The following is a 15,165-nucleotide window of genomic DNA, read 5'->3' as shown; positions in this document are numbered from 1 at the left end:
GCGCCGTCGAACCTTTCAGTCGCTGATGCAGACAAAGGGAAACGCCATCCCGGCCCCCCACTTGAGCGCATGTCATGCATCCGACCGCACGCTTCCGCCTGCCCGCGAACCTCGCCCTTCCCTTATCGTTCCGCACGGCGATGCTCGCCGCCGCGCTGGCCACCACAGCCATCGCGACACCGACCTCCGCCACCGTGCTGACGCTGGCCGGCCCGGGCGGCGATTACGCCATTTGCCTGAAAGGCCGCGGCACGAAGGCGATGGCTGCCTGCGACCGCGCCATCGGGCTCGACTATTATCGCGGCGGCGATCTGGCGGCGCTGCATCGCAGCCGCTTGCTCTTGCATGAGAGCGATGGCGAAACGGATGCAGCCATCGCCGACGCCGACGCCGCCATCAGGCTCGAGCCGGACGACGCATCGGGCTACGCCATGCGTGGCCGCCTCTGGCAGGTCATGAAAGTATATGACCGGGCCATCGCCGATTTCAGCGCCGCCATTCGGCTGCGGCCCGACGATGCAGACTTCTACAAGCACCGCGGCAGCATCTGGTTCGACACCGCCAAGCCCGACCCTGCCATTGCCGATTTCGATGCCGCGATCCACCTCGCGCCGGACGACGCTTCCGCCCATGAGAGCCGCGCCCGGGCCTGGAAAGACAAGCACGATCTCGACCGCGCCATCGCCGATTACAGCGAAGCGATCCGTCTCGATCCCACCAATGCCGTGACAGTGTATTGGCGCGGCCGCACCTTTGACGACAAGGGCGACAGGGACCGCGCCATCGCCGATTTCGAGACAGCGATACGGATCAGCCCGGACTTTCCCAGCGCCTATAACAGCCGCGGCGTCATCCACTACATGCGGAACGATCTCGACCGCGCCATCGCCGATTTCAGCATGGCCATCAAGCTCAACCCCGAGTCCGAGCTCTATCTGTTCAACCGCGGCGCGGCCCTGATCGACAAGCACGAGCCGCAGCGCGCCATCGCCGATTTCGATACCGTGCTGACGCACACACCCGACAATGCCAAGGCGCTGTATTACCGCGGCGTGCAGAAACGCGTCACCGGCGATGCCGAAGGCGCACGCAACGATATCGCCGAGGCGACCCGCATCGATCCCGACTGGGTCACGGCACAAACCACGCACTAGACGCCTTTGCGGGGAGCCGTTGCACGCAGCGCGATACGCGCCGATATCCGTCAGCGATCGCGGTGCACGTCCCGGTAATTGGTCACGCCTTCGTCGTGGTTGCTGCCGCTGGGCGGCGCCCGCGGCGTGGGCAGGAAGGCGCGATACAGAAACGCTACGATCGCCATGATCAACAGCAGCGGCAAGATCCAGTCCGGCATCGATGCGCCTCCCCGAGCTCTATCCCAACAGCGGTTGCATCGGCTGGCCGTCGCGGTCGCGGAGATCGCAAGTGGTGCCACATATCGCGCAGCGCCTGGCTGGCGCCGAGCATCGCCGATGTCACAATGGCGATCGCTCCGTCCGCGTCGCCGCCGCGCGGCGCAGGCGCCAGGCCCACACCAGCAGCAACACACCAAAACCGATGCCGACAAAACCACCGATCACCAGCGCCTGCAAGCGTTCGGTCCCGGATGACGACAGTGCCACGACCGCGCCGGCCACGAGACAGGTCGCTCCCACGGCGTCCCCGACCCACGGCCATCGCACTGTCACCCACCCCCAGACGAGCTCGGCAAGGAATTCGACGACGGCTTCGATGATCGAGGACATGGCAGTGGGCCGGTTCAATAGCGTTGCCGGTTAGGCGTCGCAGCGCGGTCTTTGGTTCAAGAGGTTATGTCCGCTTCAAGGTGCTGGCGGTGCGATGATCTCGATCAGCTCCACCGGCCCGCCTGGTCGCGCGTCATCGAACACGCCGACCACCAGCCGGCCGGTTCTCCAGGCATAGGTATCGAGATTGGTGCGGCCGCCTTTCAGCAACGGCCCATCGGGATGGCGGTCATGGCCATGCACCACATGGCGCGCGCCCTCTCCTGCATCATGGCCGGATGCGTCATCGTCCGCATAGCGCTTGGTCATCAGAACCGACGGATCCTGCTGCGCCAGCGGCAGCGCGGGATCGACTCCGGCATGAACATAGATGCGATGCGCATCGATGTGCCACAGCGGCCGGCCGTCGAGCCAGTCGATATCATGCATCGGGACATACGCCGCATCATCGCCATAGGACGACAGCGCGGTATCACCGCCTTTCGCCAGCCAGTTCTCCATCGGCACATTGCCGCGCAATGCCGCAACCATCAGCGCATCGTGATTGCCCTTGAGCATCGCCACCCGCAGGCCAGGTGCCACCCCCGCCCGCAACCGCGCAATCACGCCGCGCGAGTCCGGCCCCTTGTCGACGTAATCGCCGAGCACGACGAGGGTGGCATTTTCGCCGGCCCGATGCGTCTCGATCTCAGCCAGCGCGCGATCCAGCAGATCGCGCCGGCCGTGCAGATCGGGGATGACGTAAGTGCAGGGCATTACGGAACCCTCTCAGCTGCCGACTGTCATCAACTCCGGGTCGTTTCGGAACGGGACATGTTCCCGGAGGCAAATCGTTTGCCGCAATCCATGCGATTCTATCCGGCAATTCGCCGTCGGTCTCCATGAATTGCTTCATGGCTGTCCTGGCGATGGCAAACGGGGCGAACAGAGCTCAGGACATCTGGTCATCCTGCAAAGGTGCTCGACATCATTCTTGATGTGATCGCTGCGAAGGTCCCGCCCCTAGCCCAGCCGGTCCCCGCCCTCCACCGGCGCATAGCCCACCGCTTCGCGCTTCTCGTTCAGCGTCAGGAAATCCGCGCTGCTGACGCGCTCCCACAACGCGGTGCGGTCCGACGCCAGCGCGTCCACGCGGTCGGTGTCGATGTCGATGCGGATGCCGTCGCCGAACGCAGGCGCGAGCCATTGCGCCAGCGCGTTGCCGGTGCGCGTCGCCAGCGGCAATACGGTCTGGCGGAAGAACACCCGGTTCGCCTCCTGGAAATTCGCGAATGTATTGTCGCCGGGAATGCCGAGCAGCATCGGCGGCACGCCGAAGGCGAGCGCGATCTCGCGCGCGGCATTGTGCTTGGCCTCGAGGAAGTCCATGTCCTTCGGCGTCAGCGACATCGCCTTCCAGTCGAGCCCGCCTTCCAGCAGCAGCGGACGCCCGGTATTGGTGGCGCCCTGATAATTGCCTTCGAGTTCGCGCTTGAGGCGATCGAATTGCGGATCGGACAGCACCGATCCCTCCGGCCCGGCATAGACCAGCGCGCCCGACGGCCGCGCCGAATTGTCGAGCAGCGCCTTGTTCCATTTCGACGACGCATTGTGGGTGTCGAGCGCGGTGGCGGCCGCATCGATCGGCGCCAGGCCATAATGATCGTCGAGCGGATGAAAGAAGGTCAGATGCAGGATCGGCGGCACGGGGGACGCCTGCTGGTCGAAGCGCACGCTGCGCCCGCCGACGCTGTAGTCATAGGCTTCGGCCCAGCCATCGCTGCCGGGCACGACTTTCATGCGATCCGGCCGCAACGCATAGAGCTCGCGCACGCTGTGCTGTCGCACGGAGTCATCGAGCGTCACGGCTTCGACATAGGCATTGCCGGCGAGCAGCAGATGCGCATAGAGCGTCTCGAAAAACAAACCGCCGTCCTGCCGCGGATTCGGCCGCGTCAGGAGCTGCGCCAGCGGATGCCCGTCGCGTTCCTGCGCGCCGTCGAAGACCAGAAAGCTGCAGGCCGCCGCATTCTCCGCGATCAGCCTGACAGCACGGTGCACGATGGCGTTGGCGAGATAGCCCTCGCGCGCCAGCGCCGCATAATCCTTCGGCGTCCAGCGCGCCCGCCCGCCGCTCTCCAAGGCGAGCAGTTTCGCGGTCCGCGACGCCTTGGCTTCCGGTGGCGCGAGATAGGCTTTCAGGCGATCGAACATGGCATGATCCAACTGGCTGTGCCCCAGGGCAGTGCTCACAACATACGTATCCGCGGCCCGCTGCCGCGCGGCACTAGGGCCAGCGATGCGACGGCCCAGACCATCGCATCCAGACGATCCGGCGAGCGGCCCGACGACAGCCCGGAACTTGCGAAGTCGCACATCTCGTCTTCCAGCGCGGCGAAGCTGCCGGCGTGTTTCACGCGGCCCTGCTCGTACAAGGTCGCCACCGGCTCCGCGCGCAGCCATTTGCCGCGCAAGGCGCGCACCGGCGTCACCGGCACTGTGTCGTCCACCTCCTTGATCACGCTGCGCACCATCTCGCCGCCCTGGTTGACTTCCACCACCAGCGCGTCGGCCTCCAGCCTGCGCCACAGCGCGATGGCCTTGTTGGCCCAGGCCGTCGGCGTCACTGAAGAGACGGTGTCATCGGCCGTCACATAAACCACACCGTCCTCGGCGATCCCCGCCGCGACAATGCCGCAGGCATCGGCACGCTTGCCGGACGACACCGGCGGGTCGACGGCCACGACGATGCGCTGCAATGGCGGCGCCTCGCGCACGCGACATTGTTCGAGCAATGCGCGCGACCACAGCGCGTCCGGCCGGTCCTCGATGATCTCGCCGTCCAGTTCCTGCCGCCCCAGCCGCGTGCCGGCATAGCGGCCCATCACGCTCTGCAAGAAGGTCGGCGCAAGGTTGAACGCATTCACCACCGTCGCGGCGCGCGTGGTCGCCGTCGTCGGCTCGCTGATCAGGCGCTTCAGCAGCGCCGTCGGCCGCGGCGTCGTGGTGATCATCTGCCGCGGCTGGCTCCCCAGCCGGAGCCCGAATTGCAGCATGTCGAAAGTCGCTTCCGCATAGCGCCATTTGCCCATTTCATCGGACCACGCGCAGGAGAATTGCGGGCCCCGCAGGCTCTCGGGATCTTCCGCAGAGAACACCTGTCCGACGGCGCCATTGCTCCATTCCAGTCGTTTGCGCGACGGGATCCAGACAGGTCGCTCACGATGCGGATGCACGTTGAGAAGGCCCGACACGCCCTCGATCATGACCTCACGCACCTCGTGTTCGGTCTCACCAACCAACGCAATGCGGCCCGCCGCTTCCATCGCCAGCGGTGCCTGACCGAGCGCTTGTGCGCGCACCCATTCAGCGCCGGCGCGGGTCTTGCCCGCCCCTCGTCCGCCAATCATCAACCAGGTCAGCCATGGCGCGCCATTCGGCGCGAGGTCGGGCGGCACCTGATGCGTATGCGCAAAGACGTCCCAGCACTCACTCAGGAAGTCTCTCTCGCTGCGCGTCATTGCCGTCGAGAGAAACTGACTGTCTGTCGCCAAGCCGTCTCGCAAGACGTTCAGAAATGCGTCGACGGAGTTCATCGAGATCCCGGGGGCGATCGTCATCTTCGGCAGGCCTTTGATCGGTACCGCCCTGCACTTTTTTCAGTTCGGTCAATGTGCGCGCCAATGAAGCAAGCGTGCGGGCGCGGCGCTCTACGTCGGTACGCAGCGATTCATTCACGCGCGTGCGCCCGACAATCCTCTCGATCGAATCGAGTTCGCACGCGATGGCACGGGTGACGCGAACGGTGAGCGGCGCGTCGGGCGGCAAATCGTGGAGCCGATCGACAGCGGCTCGCTGCTTTGCGCAGGTTGCCGCTATGGTCTTCTTTCGAGCATCCACGCTGGCGCGGATTTTTGCAGCCGCCGCTTCGCGTTTCTTCGCTACAGTCGCTTTTGGAACAGCGTTACTCACGACAGCGGCCCGCGCCGGCTTTTTCGCCGGACGGGCTATTGGTTTTCGGTCCATGTCGGGAACTCGTTGCTGCAGTCAGTCGAGAGTGCCGAACTGACTGAATTTGATCGGCCGATCGCCGCAGGTGATCACGTCCTGAAGAACACAAACCAGACCACGCCGAGGATCAGCACTGCGAGGCCGATGCTGATCGCCAGAAGCGCGAGGATCGAAGGGCCCGGTTCGGCCTGGCGTGCCTCGGTCGCGTTTTCGACGATCGGCCCGTTTTGCTTTGTTGCCATGGCGTCCTCGTTTCACTGCTGTTGAATGCCTTGCGGCATCATGCAGAAAACAACGCGAGATGCGGACCGATGTTCCGACTTTACGGGCTTCACCGGATCACCGGCTAACACACTCGATCTGACGGGCTCACACGCCAGCCAGCTGCGAACCCAATTGTGGAGCATGCCGTAAAGCTACTTCGACAGCGCGACGCTGTCAATGCTAAAAATCCTAAATTAGATTTTAGTCCCTATTGCGAAACTTTGTCCGCAGGATCAACGCGCTGGCTATCGCGGCGGCTGCGACCAGGCCGCGCCCGGCGCACCGGTGATTTTGCCGGGATAGTCGATATTGACCACGCAATTGCCGCGCAGGTCAGCCGCGGCCTGCAGGCACTGCTGATAGTCGAAGAACCGGCAGATCTGCGGCACACTGCCGGGCCCGCGGGGGCCGCCAGTCAACACGCAGAATGGCGGAATGCCGGAGCGGGCCGCGACAGATGGCCGCGCCTGCGCGGGATCCAGAGCCGGCAATATGGCCGCCGCGATTGCAATCGCAGCCAAGGCCCATACGAGCCCGCGAATCCTTATCGTCATAGATGCGTCCTTCACGAACCGGCGATCGCTCAACGCGCGCGCCGGCGACCTTGTGGCGCCGCTTCCGTGGCAGCTCCGCCGCGATACTCGACGTTACCTACGCAATTGCCTCGCGTACCGACTGCGGCATTGAGGCATTGCTGATAATCAGAATAGATGCAGTTGCCGACATACGAGGCCGCGCCATTGGAACCGCTCTGGGCGATGCAGTATTGCGCACCAGCCGCCGAGGCCGGTGTCGCTCCCGCGAGGACGAATGCAGCAAATCCCAAACCGGCGAATGCCGAAAGATTCAAACGCGAATTCAATATCATGATGATCATCCATATGAAAATGCGCAGGCTTGAGGCCCGCGCATGATCATATAGGTAGCAGCACTGCAATCGACAGGACATTCACGACATTGCGTTCCGACAAGACAGCCACGTCCTTTGTCGCTTGCAGTGGCGGAGCCCCGGTATCGACCGGTCTTCACTGCCCTATTTCAGCGATGTATTCACGGCGGCGTAACGCCCGTTCAGCGTGGTACCGAGCCCCTGCACAGCGACGATAATCGCGAGGCTGATACCGGCAGCAATCAGCGCATATTCGATGGCAGTTGCACCGGATTCATCGTCGATAAATTTCGAAATCAAACGCAACACAAAAATCTCCTCATACGGCCGCAGATTTCTTCCACGCCGTCCCCCTGAAACTGAACTCAACCTAGACGGTAGAGGTTGCAGGAAGGTTCACCAACAGCGTCAATTATGAATTAATGATGCGGTAACTATGTGTGAGCTCGCTCCGAGCAAACATAGCGTCACAGCGTCCTACTACAAGCTACCCGCGGGTCAGGCACCAAAGACACGGCCAGCGACGGGATGCGCCCGAATAGGAGACGGCGAGACTTGGGAGTATCGTGGAGCCGGTTATCGTCTGCATCTCGGTTTGCGCTTAACCTGAAGCATTGAGGCTCGCCCTGATGGCATCTCAACCTGGCGCATGCAGCCAGGCTGGCTTTCCTTTCGTTTGCCACCGAACCGCTTCAAGGACATCGCCTTGGCTCGCGTTGCAACGGGACATTTCTGAAGTCGGATGACGGCTTTGCTATTCCGACACCAGTGACGGCTTCGCCTTTGCCGGCCCTGCCAACGGGCGTTCTTCCATCAGCAGCAGGAACAGTGTCGAGAGCGCCAGCAAGGCTGCCGCGGCTTCGAACACGTAACGGAAGGCGCTGACCATATCGCTGGCTGCGATCGGATGTGTGCTGGCGGCATGTTCGCCCGTGATCGAGATATCCGCACCCAGCGCCATCAGCAGGATGGTGGTGAAAGCGGCAACGGTGAACGACGCCATCAGCGCGCGGAAGAAGTTCATCGCGCCGGTGGCCGTGCCGATCTGCGGCCGCGGCACGGCGTTCTGGATCGAGACGAGGCTGACAGGAAACACCGTGCCAAGCCCGATGGAGAACAGGCCAAGCATCGTCAGCAGCGCCCACAGCGGCAACGGCGTCATGAGCGCCAGCAGCAGGCCCATCAGCGACGACATGGCTGTGCCCGCGATGGCCACGCGCTTGTAGTGTTTCGCCTTGGTCATCATGTGGCCGGCAAAAGCGGCGCCTCCCACCGACACCGCCGCGATCGGGATCAGCGCGACGCCGGCCTCGCCTGCGGTCAGGCCGTAGACGACTTCATAATACAGCGGCATATGCACGGTGAGCCCGAGCATCGCGCCCATGGCGCAGCCACCGGCGGCCATCGCGAAAGGCACCACCGAGCCTGACATCAGCGGCAGCGGCAGGAACGGCTCGTCGTGATGGATCGCATGCCAGATGAAGGCGAACGCCATCACGGCCGCGGCGCCGATCATCGCGACAATGGTCGGCGATGCCCAAGAGAATTTGGTGCCGCCCCATGTCAGCACCAGCATGAACACGACAGCCGAGGCCATCAGCAGCACGCCGCCGAGCCAGTCGACCTTGCGGCGGCGATGGAACACGGGAAGCTTCTTCATCTTTGGCAGCAGCAGCGCCAGCGATCCCACACCGAGCGGAATGTTGATCCAGAAGATCATCGACCAGTGCAGATGTTCGGCGAACAACCCGCCGATGATCGGGCCGCCGATGCCGGCCGCAACCCACACGCCGCTGAAATAGGCCTGATACTGGCCACGCTCACGCGGCGATACCACGTCGGAAATCACCACCTGCACGATCGGCAGGATGCCGCCGCCGCCGAGGCCCTGCAACGCGCGTGCGATGATCAGCACGATCATGTTCGGCGCCAAGGCGCACATGATCGAGCCGACCATGAACAGTGACATCGCCGTGATGATCATCGCGCGGCGGCCATAGATATCGCTCAGCGTGCCGAATACCGGCGCTACCGCAGTCGAGGCCAGCAGATAGGCCGTGATCACCCAGGACAGGTTGTTCACGTCGGCGAATTGCCGGCCGATGGTCGGCAGCGCCGTCGCGACGATGGTCTGGTCGAGCGCCGCCAGGAACATGGTCAGCAGCAGGCTCATCAGGATGGTGCGGACTTCGGCGGGGGTCAGCGGCGCTTTCGCGACCGGGGGCGCATCGCCGGGTTCGATCACCTCGGTCGGGATCCGCGACAGCTCCTGCGCGACCTCCTCCGAAAAAAGTTCGTTCGTCAGAGCTTCCCCGGGCAATATCTGATCATCGGCCGCTGACCGGCTCTGTCGCTCGAACTTGTTCATGAAACTTCGGATTCAAAGGATTTGGGGGCAGCTTCAGGAGGTCATTCGGCACGCGGTACCGCGCACAGACTCTCCCTGGAAGAAATCTATTCTCCTGCCCCATTCAGCAACAGTTGTTTCCTTGCATGGGAGCGTCCCGCGGCTATCAGCCAGACGCCACGCGCGTAAACGGGTCGGCACGAGAGGGATTTTACGCCGGCCGCTTCTTCAGCTTGGCCTTGCGCGGCAGCAGCGCCGGCCAGGTCACGATGTGGTCCTGCAGATCCTCATCCGGGATCGTATCCTCGGTACCTTGAACCCGCCCCCGCACCGAAACACCGGCCTCGTGGACCGTCTCCCGGCTGCCCGAGATCAGCGGATGCCACCAGTAGAGATCGCGCCCCTCGGCCGCGAGCTTGTAGCCGCAGCTCGGCGGCAACCAGCTCAGGGTGCGGACATTGTCCGGAGTGAGCCGCACGCAATCGGGAACATGCTCGGAGCGGTTCGGATAATCCTTGCAGGCGCACAATCCTGCATCGAGCAATTTGCAGGACACATGGGTGTAATAGATCTTGCCGGTATCCTCGTCTTCCAGCTTCTCCAGGCAGCAGCGTCCGCAGCCGTCGCACAGGCTTTCCCATTCGGCGCCGGACATCTCTTCCAACGTCTTGGTTTTCCAGAACATTCCTTCCTGAGCGGAAGGACGCGGGGGACGCGCTGTCATGCGATTTGAATCGATCCAGTCTCGGGCGAAACGCCCTTCTAGGAGGTGCCATGCCGGCTCTGCAAGCAACATCGTGATTGCGGCTCCGCAAACAAGGGCAAAACCCGGCGAGTCGTTAGCCCTGTCGCGCAAATGATAAGCAATGCCATTGGTTTATGCGCCCTGCTCGGCTAGAACTTGAACGACTCTCCGGCGGTCGCAAACCTGCCGCCGGGTTGCCGCATTATTTCAGCATGACGTCCGCGCGGTGCCCGGTGGGGTGGCGCACGAGCGCTGCAACAAACCAAGGGCCCCGGTGCCTCAGATCGTGCCATCCAGTTGGAAGACCAAGTTCCGGCATTTCCTGCTGGATCTGGATGCGCGCATCGATTCCGGCCTGTTCTCATCCGGCCGCGGCACCCGCGAGCTCTATGAGCGGTTCTCCACCTTCATGGACCGCTTCTATGTCGGTCGCTGGAAGCGCTGGGTCTTCATCGAGCCGCTGTCGGAAATGGCCACCATCGGCCTTGGTGGTCTGATCCTGATGCTCGCTTTGGCGCAGCCCGCGTTTCGCGAAACCGCCGATGAGGACTGGCTGAAGAAATCCGACCTCGCCGTCACCTTCCTCGACCGTTACGGCAATCCGATCGGCAGTCGCGGCATCAAGCACAACGACTCCATTCCGCTGGAAGATTTCCCGGATAACCTGATCAAGGCCACCCTCGCCACCGAGGATCGCCGTTTCTACGACCATTTCGGCATCGACATCGCCGGCACCGCGCGTGCGCTCGTCACCAACGCGCAGGCCGGCGGCGTGCGTCAGGGCGGCTCGTCGCTGACGCAGCAGCTCGCCAAGAACCTGTTCCTGTCGAACGAGCGCACCATCGAGCGCAAGGTCAACGAGGCGTTCCTGGCCATCTGGCTGGAAACCCGCCTGACCAAGAATGAAATTCTGAAACTCTATCTCGACCGCGCTTACATGGGCGGCGGCACCTTCGGCGTCGACGGCGCCGCGCATTTCTACTTCAACAAATCCGCGCGCGACGTGAACCTCGCCGAAGCCGCGATGCTGGCCGGCCTGTTCAAGGCGCCGACCAAATACGCGCCGCACATCAACCTGCCTGCCGCCCGCGCCCGCGCCAACCAGGTGCTCGACAACCTCGTCGATGCCGGCTTCATGACCGAAGGCCAGGTGTTCGGTGCACGGCGCAATCCGGCGGTCGCGGTCGATCGTCGTCAGGAAATCTCGCCGAACTACTATCTCGACTGGGCGTTCGACGAGATGCGCCGTCTCGTCGATACGTTTCCGAAATCCTATGTCGAACGCGTCTTCGTGGTACGCACCTCCATCGACATGAACGTGCAGCGTGCCGCCGAGGCCGCCATCGAAAATCAGCTGCGCCAGTTCGGCCGCGACTATCACGCCACGCAGGCGGCAACCGTCGTGTCGGATCTCGACGGCGGCGTGCGGGCCATGGTGGGCGGACGGGACTATGGCGCGAGCCAGTTCAACCGCGCTGTCGATGCCATGCGGCAGCCCGGCTCGTCGTTCAAGCCCTATGTCTACACCACCGCCCTCCTCAACGGTTACAAGCCGACGTCAATCATCCTCGACGGCCCGGTCTGTATCGGCAACTGGTGCCCGCAGAACTACGGCCACTCCTATTCCGGCAATGTGACGCTGACGCAGGCGATCACGCGGTCGATCAATGTGGTGCCCGTGAAGATCTCGATCGCGCTCGGCAAGGGCGCACCGAACCCCGCCAAGGCCGGCCGCGCCAAGATCGTCGAAACCGCGCGCCGCTTCGGCATCACGGCGCCGCTGCTCGATACGCCATCGCTGCCGATCGGCTCCGCCGAAGTGTCCGTGCTCGAACACGCCGTCGCCTATGTCACCTTCCCCAACAAGGGCAAGTCGGTAACGCCGCATGCGGTGCTGGAAGTGCGCACCGGCGCCGGAGATCTGGTGTGGCGCTTCGACCGCGACGGCAAGAAGCCGCTGCAGGCGATCCCTGCCTCCGTCGCCGCCGACATGGCTGGCATGATGAGCCACGTGGTCTCCGAAGGCACTGCGCGCCGCGCCGCCCTCGACGGCATTCCGACCGCGGGCAAGACCGGCACCACCAATGCGTATCGCGACGCCTGGTTCGTCGGTTACACCGGCAACTTCACCTGCGCGGTCTGGTACGGCAATGACGACTATTCGCCGACCAACCGCATGACCGGCGGCTCGTTGCCGGCGCAGACCTGGCACGACATCATGGTGGTTGCCCACCAGGGCATTGAGATCAAGGAATTGCCCGGCGTCGGCCTCGGCACCAAGAACCCGGCCGCCGCTGCGTCGTCCGTCATGGCCGCCAACGCGCAGGACGCCAAGCCCGGCCCGCCGCCGGTCCTGACGCGCCGCGGTGCCGACATCCTGCTGCGCGTCGAGAAGCTGCTCGACGACGCCGGCAAGACCGCCGGCCGCACATCGTCCAACGAACCCCTGAAGCCCCGCGCCTCCTCCGCGCTGGCCTTCCCCGAGAGCTACGCGTCGGCCAATGATGCAGATGCAGCGGATGCCAAACCAATGACGTCCGCAACCACATCCGCAACCGCCCCCGCGTCGCGCAAGAACTGAAGCTGCTATCATGACGGTGCGTATGTGCGGCTGATCTTCCTCACGCTCCTGGCGCTCGCGATCGCCACTGCTGTCGGTCTCGGTCTGACGTGGACCACCGCGACCCGCGGTACAGACCTCGGCACGCTCACCATCGGTGCATGGACCGCGCGCCCGCGCACCGGCACCAGCGAGATCGATCCCTATGCACGTGCGTCCATTGCACGGTCGGGCGAATTGCCGATCGGCACGGGCGACGGTGTCACCTTCACCGCCACCACCGACGACAAGAAGAAGCCACTCGATGGTCGCTGCGATGTCGTCGTGTCCGGCGTAACGCCTGCGGCGCGGTTCTGGACACTATCGCTTTATGACACCAAGGGCCGCCTCGTGGCCAATACGTTGCAGCGCTACGGCTTCACCAGCCAGGAAGTGGTGCGCAGTGCCGATGGCGCGTTCGAAATCCGCATTGCTGCGCGTTCCCGGTCCGGCAACTGGCTGCCGACCAGTGCGCTGGAACGCTACGTGTTGATGCTGCGGCTGTACGATACCCCGGTGGGTGTCGCGACTCGTACGCAGAAGGACGCGCCGATGCCCGCCATCGCCACGGTGGGCTGCCCATGATCCGGCTGTTGTTTGCACTCATTGCCGGTGTCGTGCTCGGCGGCATCGTGCATCTTGTCAGCGTGCTGGCACTGCCGCGCATTGCCACACAAGATGCCTATTCGCGCCTCGCCGCGGTGACGAAGGAAAATGCGGTGACAACACTGCCGCAGACCGAGCCGTCCAATGCGCTGCTGCCGTTCATGGATCCGGCCTTCGCCATGGCTGTCTGCCGCTACGATCTGTCGAAGGGACCGATCAAGCTCACGGTGCCAGTCAGCCAGTCCTACACATCGGTGTCGTTCTATACCCGCAGCGACGTCGCTTACTACGCGATCAACGACCGCTCCGCCGGCCGCCGCGTCATCGAGCTCGATCTGATGACCGAGGCGCAGCACGAAGCCCTTCCCGAGGAAGAGGACGTCACTTCGGCCGACCGGCTGATCATCGACTCCCCGACTGCGACAGGCCTGATCGTGCTGAAAGCCCTCGCCGCCGAACCGGGCCTGATGGCCCAAGCCCAGGCGTCCCTCGCCGCCTCGAATTGCCGCGTGCAGACCGATCCGCCAGCGGCACAGGTCAAGGGCAAGCGCTGATAAGCGACCGTGATAGTCGTAGATGGGGTAGAGCGCAGCGAAACCCATCGATCACACGCTAACATGATGGGTATCGCGAAGACGCCCTCCCCATCCTACTTCATCCCGTAGCCAGCGGCGTGCCGATATCGGCAACGAGCTTCACGAGATCGGCCTGTCGTGACCTGCCGGTCTTGGCGTAAATCCGGTTGAGATGCGTCTTCAGCGTATTCTCTGAAATCCCGAGCAGAGTGGCAGTCTGGGACGGATTGAGCCCCTTTCCGGCGCTCACCAGCACACGCGCTTCGGCGGGCGTCAGTTCAAACAGCGTTGTCAGGACCGCCTCCGGCATTGGAGAGGCCGAGGTCGTTGTCGACACGAAGACGGCCGCACATGCGGGGCGAAACGCGGCGCGCGCCGTACCAGCCGTCAAAGGCAGGACATAGGCGACCGCGGGCGGTTGCCCTGCCGCCGACACCGGCAGACCGATGCCCTTGGCGCCGAGCGAGACGTCCGATGCGGCGCTTGCGATCGCCTGCAACAAGGCATCGCCCATCATTGCGTTCTGTGCCTGAATGGTTCGCCCCTGACGCAGGATCGGACCATCAGTTGCGAACATGCGTTCGGCACTTGCATTGGCATGGAGCACCGATCCGGCCGCGTCGGTCAGTACGATGGGCACCGCGAGGTTCTCGAGGGATTCGCGAAACAGATGCGCCGTCACGCGCACGTCATCGAGCAGGTCGCTGATCATCGCTGCCCTGCGCAAATGCGGAGACAGCAAGGTCAGAAACCGTTGATCCGCGGCAGATACGGCAGCCCTTTCCGCCCGGGTCGTGCAGCCAAGCAGACCGATGCGATCCGGCGTGTGAACGAATTTGACGACACTTCCTTCGCGCAGTCCTTGCGGGCCGGCCCAATTGCGAAAGAACGCGGTCTTCTGCAGCTCGCTTTCGGGCATCAGCGAGAGCGTTGATACCGGCGTGTCGATATCGCCGACCACGGCGGCTTTCAGGCCCGGAATATCGTCGAAACTGTAGTCCTGCAGCGCGCGCATGCGCTCGGCATCCCAGGGCGACTGGGCAGCAAACCGGCCGTGATTGTCCGACGTGCCTGCCAGGGCGATCGTGGTGTAAGCCGCATCCATCGTCTGCGTGATGCGGATGAGAACACGTGACCATCCCTCACGGTTCAGAACGCAATCGTAGATATCTCCGATGATTGAGGAGAGCACGTCATTGTCGACAGCGTCCATGACATTCCAAATCCGTGATTGCGCGTGCCCTCGTGTGGCACGGCGAGATCGAAGTCAATTTCCGGACGCGCAGACGCGCATATTTTACCACATCATACTTCGGGGTGACGACAGCCAATCTCGTGGCGTGTAGCTGTGGCGATGTCCGTGTCGGTGTGAATTATCACTTGTGAGACGTAACCGTGACGTTTT

Annotated in this window: 17 protein-coding genes; 4 read left to right on the top strand and 13 right to left on the bottom strand. The window is 63.5% G+C overall.

Translation table 11 applies throughout. From position 1 onward, the window contains the following. Window positions 1-74 precede the first annotated feature (74 nt). Window positions 75-1,154 carry a tetratricopeptide repeat protein gene (locus ACEK02_RS04015; RefSeq protein WP_371420508.1) on the top strand — a complete coding sequence of 360 codons (1,080 nt, stop codon included), beginning with the start codon at window positions 75-77 and terminating at the stop codon, window positions 1,152-1,154. Between the two features lie 50 nt (window positions 1,155-1,204). On the opposite strand, the gene ACEK02_RS04010 is transcribed toward ACEK02_RS04015, so the two are convergent. The 12 genes from ACEK02_RS04010 to ACEK02_RS03955 form a co-directional block, all read right to left on the bottom strand. Beyond that, window positions 1,205-1,354, bottom strand: coding sequence for a hypothetical protein (locus ACEK02_RS04010; RefSeq protein WP_371420507.1), 150 nt, complete (start codon window positions 1,352-1,354; stop codon window positions 1,205-1,207). Window positions 1,355-1,475: 121 nt separating this feature from the next. Continuing rightward, window positions 1,476-1,745 carry a hypothetical protein gene (locus ACEK02_RS04005; protein WP_371420506.1) on the bottom strand — a complete coding sequence of 90 codons (270 nt, stop codon included), beginning with the start codon at window positions 1,743-1,745 and terminating at the stop codon, window positions 1,476-1,478. 75 nt (window positions 1,746-1,820) lie between these two features. After that, complete coding sequence (locus tag ACEK02_RS04000) at window positions 1,821-2,501, bottom strand: metallophosphoesterase (protein WP_371420505.1); 681 nt, start codon at window positions 2,499-2,501, stop codon at window positions 1,821-1,823. A 246-nt stretch (window positions 2,502-2,747) separates the two neighbouring features. Next, the gene (locus tag ACEK02_RS03995) at window positions 2,748-3,938 is read right to left on the bottom strand and encodes a phage portal protein (RefSeq protein WP_371420576.1); all 1,191 of its coding nucleotides are present in this window, start codon (window positions 3,936-3,938) and stop codon (window positions 2,748-2,750) included. Window positions 3,939-3,973: 35 nt separating this feature from the next. Further along, window positions 3,974-5,245, bottom strand: coding sequence for a DNA-packaging protein (locus tag ACEK02_RS03990; RefSeq protein ID WP_371420575.1), 1,272 nt, complete (start codon window positions 5,243-5,245; stop codon window positions 3,974-3,976). Continuing rightward, window positions 5,214-5,750: a hypothetical protein gene (locus tag ACEK02_RS03985; protein WP_371420504.1), complete on the bottom strand. Its 537-nt coding sequence runs from the start codon at window positions 5,748-5,750 to the stop codon at window positions 5,214-5,216. Before ACEK02_RS03985 ends, ACEK02_RS03990 begins: the two co-directional genes overlap by 32 nt. 74 nt (window positions 5,751-5,824) lie before the next feature. After that, window positions 5,825-5,977 carry a hypothetical protein gene (locus tag ACEK02_RS03980; RefSeq protein WP_371420503.1) on the bottom strand — a complete coding sequence of 51 codons (153 nt, stop codon included), beginning with the start codon at window positions 5,975-5,977 and terminating at the stop codon, window positions 5,825-5,827. Between the two features lie 267 nt (window positions 5,978-6,244). Further along, on the bottom strand, window positions 6,245-6,553 hold the full coding sequence (locus ACEK02_RS03975; protein ID WP_371420502.1) for a DUF3551 domain-containing protein: 309 nt from the start codon (window positions 6,551-6,553) through the stop codon (window positions 6,245-6,247). 29 nt (window positions 6,554-6,582) lie between these two features. Further along, window positions 6,583-6,876 (bottom strand): DUF3551 domain-containing protein, encoded by a 294-nt coding sequence (locus ACEK02_RS03970; protein WP_371420501.1) that lies wholly within the window; start codon window positions 6,874-6,876, stop codon window positions 6,583-6,585. A 156-nt stretch (window positions 6,877-7,032) separates the two neighbouring features. Continuing rightward, on the bottom strand, window positions 7,033-7,197 hold the full coding sequence (locus tag ACEK02_RS03965) for a Flp family type IVb pilin (RefSeq protein WP_093759013.1): 165 nt from the start codon (window positions 7,195-7,197) through the stop codon (window positions 7,033-7,035). 445 nt (window positions 7,198-7,642) lie between these two features. Then, the gene (locus tag ACEK02_RS03960) at window positions 7,643-9,256 is read right to left on the bottom strand and encodes an MDR family MFS transporter (protein WP_371420500.1); all 1,614 of its coding nucleotides are present in this window, start codon (window positions 9,254-9,256) and stop codon (window positions 7,643-7,645) included. Window positions 9,257-9,446: 190 nt separating this feature from the next. Beyond that, a complete protein-coding gene (locus tag ACEK02_RS03955; RefSeq protein WP_371420499.1) occupies window positions 9,447-9,959 on the bottom strand; it encodes a YcgN family cysteine cluster protein in 513 nt (170 codons plus the stop codon). A 295-nt stretch (window positions 9,960-10,254) separates the two neighbouring features. On the opposite strand from ACEK02_RS03955, the gene ACEK02_RS03950 reads away from it, so the two are divergent. From ACEK02_RS03950 to ACEK02_RS03940, 3 genes are read left to right on the top strand one after another with little or no spacing between them, the layout of a single operon-like run. Continuing rightward, window positions 10,255-12,561, top strand: coding sequence for a transglycosylase domain-containing protein (locus ACEK02_RS03950; protein WP_371420498.1), 2,307 nt, complete (start codon window positions 10,255-10,257; stop codon window positions 12,559-12,561). 24 nt (window positions 12,562-12,585) lie between these two features. Next, complete coding sequence (locus ACEK02_RS03945; protein WP_371420497.1) at window positions 12,586-13,164, top strand: DUF1214 domain-containing protein; 579 nt, start codon at window positions 12,586-12,588, stop codon at window positions 13,162-13,164. Continuing rightward, window positions 13,161-13,739: a DUF1254 domain-containing protein gene (locus ACEK02_RS03940; protein ID WP_371420496.1), complete on the top strand. Its 579-nt coding sequence runs from the start codon at window positions 13,161-13,163 to the stop codon at window positions 13,737-13,739. The genes ACEK02_RS03945 and ACEK02_RS03940 overlap by 4 nt, the downstream gene beginning before the upstream one ends. 100 nt (window positions 13,740-13,839) lie before the next feature. Here the strand turns inward: ACEK02_RS03940 and ACEK02_RS03935 are convergent, their stop codons facing one another. Continuing rightward, complete coding sequence (locus ACEK02_RS03935) at window positions 13,840-14,973, bottom strand: helix-turn-helix transcriptional regulator (RefSeq protein ID WP_371420495.1); 1,134 nt, start codon at window positions 14,971-14,973, stop codon at window positions 13,840-13,842. Window positions 14,974-15,165 lie beyond the last annotated feature (192 nt).

The organism is Tardiphaga sp. (assembly GCF_041424195.1).
Taxonomy (GTDB): domain Bacteria; phylum Pseudomonadota; class Alphaproteobacteria; order Rhizobiales; family Xanthobacteraceae; genus Tardiphaga.
This window is presented reverse-complemented; position numbering and strand designations above follow the sequence as displayed.

Excerpts from the sequence above, each read along its gene's own strand:
- ACEK02_RS03940 (WP_371420496.1), top strand. The coding sequence starts at position 13,161 with ATGATCCGGCTGTTGTTTGCACTCATTGCCGGTGTCGTGCTCGGCGGC.
- ACEK02_RS04015 (WP_371420508.1), top strand. The coding sequence starts at position 75 with ATGCATCCGACCGCACGCTTCCGCCTGCCCGCGAACCTCGCCCTTCCC.
- ACEK02_RS03960 (WP_371420500.1), bottom strand. The coding sequence starts at position 9,256 with ATGAACAAGTTCGAGCGACAGAGCCGGTCAGCGGCCGATGATCAGATA.
- ACEK02_RS04010 (WP_371420507.1), bottom strand. The coding sequence starts at position 1,354 with ATGCCGGACTGGATCTTGCCGCTGCTGTTGATCATGGCGATCGTAGCG.
- ACEK02_RS03935 (WP_371420495.1), bottom strand. The coding sequence starts at position 14,973 with ATGGACGCTGTCGACAATGACGTGCTCTCCTCAATCATCGGAGATATC.
- ACEK02_RS03975 (WP_371420502.1), bottom strand. The coding sequence starts at position 6,553 with ATGACGATAAGGATTCGCGGGCTCGTATGGGCCTTGGCTGCGATTGCA.
- ACEK02_RS04005 (WP_371420506.1), bottom strand. The coding sequence starts at position 1,745 with ATGTCCTCGATCATCGAAGCCGTCGTCGAATTCCTTGCCGAGCTCGTC.
- ACEK02_RS03970 (WP_371420501.1), bottom strand. The coding sequence starts at position 6,876 with ATGATCATCATGATATTGAATTCGCGTTTGAATCTTTCGGCATTCGCC.
- ACEK02_RS03990 (WP_371420575.1), bottom strand. The coding sequence starts at position 5,245 with ATGACGCGCAGCGAGAGAGACTTCCTGAGTGAGTGCTGGGACGTCTTT.
- ACEK02_RS03995 (WP_371420576.1), bottom strand. The coding sequence starts at position 3,938 with ATGTTCGATCGCCTGAAAGCCTATCTCGCGCCACCGGAAGCCAAGGCG.
- ACEK02_RS04000 (WP_371420505.1), bottom strand. The coding sequence starts at position 2,501 with ATGCCCTGCACTTACGTCATCCCCGATCTGCACGGCCGGCGCGATCTG.
- ACEK02_RS03980 (WP_371420503.1), bottom strand. The coding sequence starts at position 5,977 with ATGGCAACAAAGCAAAACGGGCCGATCGTCGAAAACGCGACCGAGGCA.
- ACEK02_RS03955 (WP_371420499.1), bottom strand. The coding sequence starts at position 9,959 with ATGACAGCGCGTCCCCCGCGTCCTTCCGCTCAGGAAGGAATGTTCTGG.
- ACEK02_RS03985 (WP_371420504.1), bottom strand. The coding sequence starts at position 5,750 with ATGGACCGAAAACCAATAGCCCGTCCGGCGAAAAAGCCGGCGCGGGCC.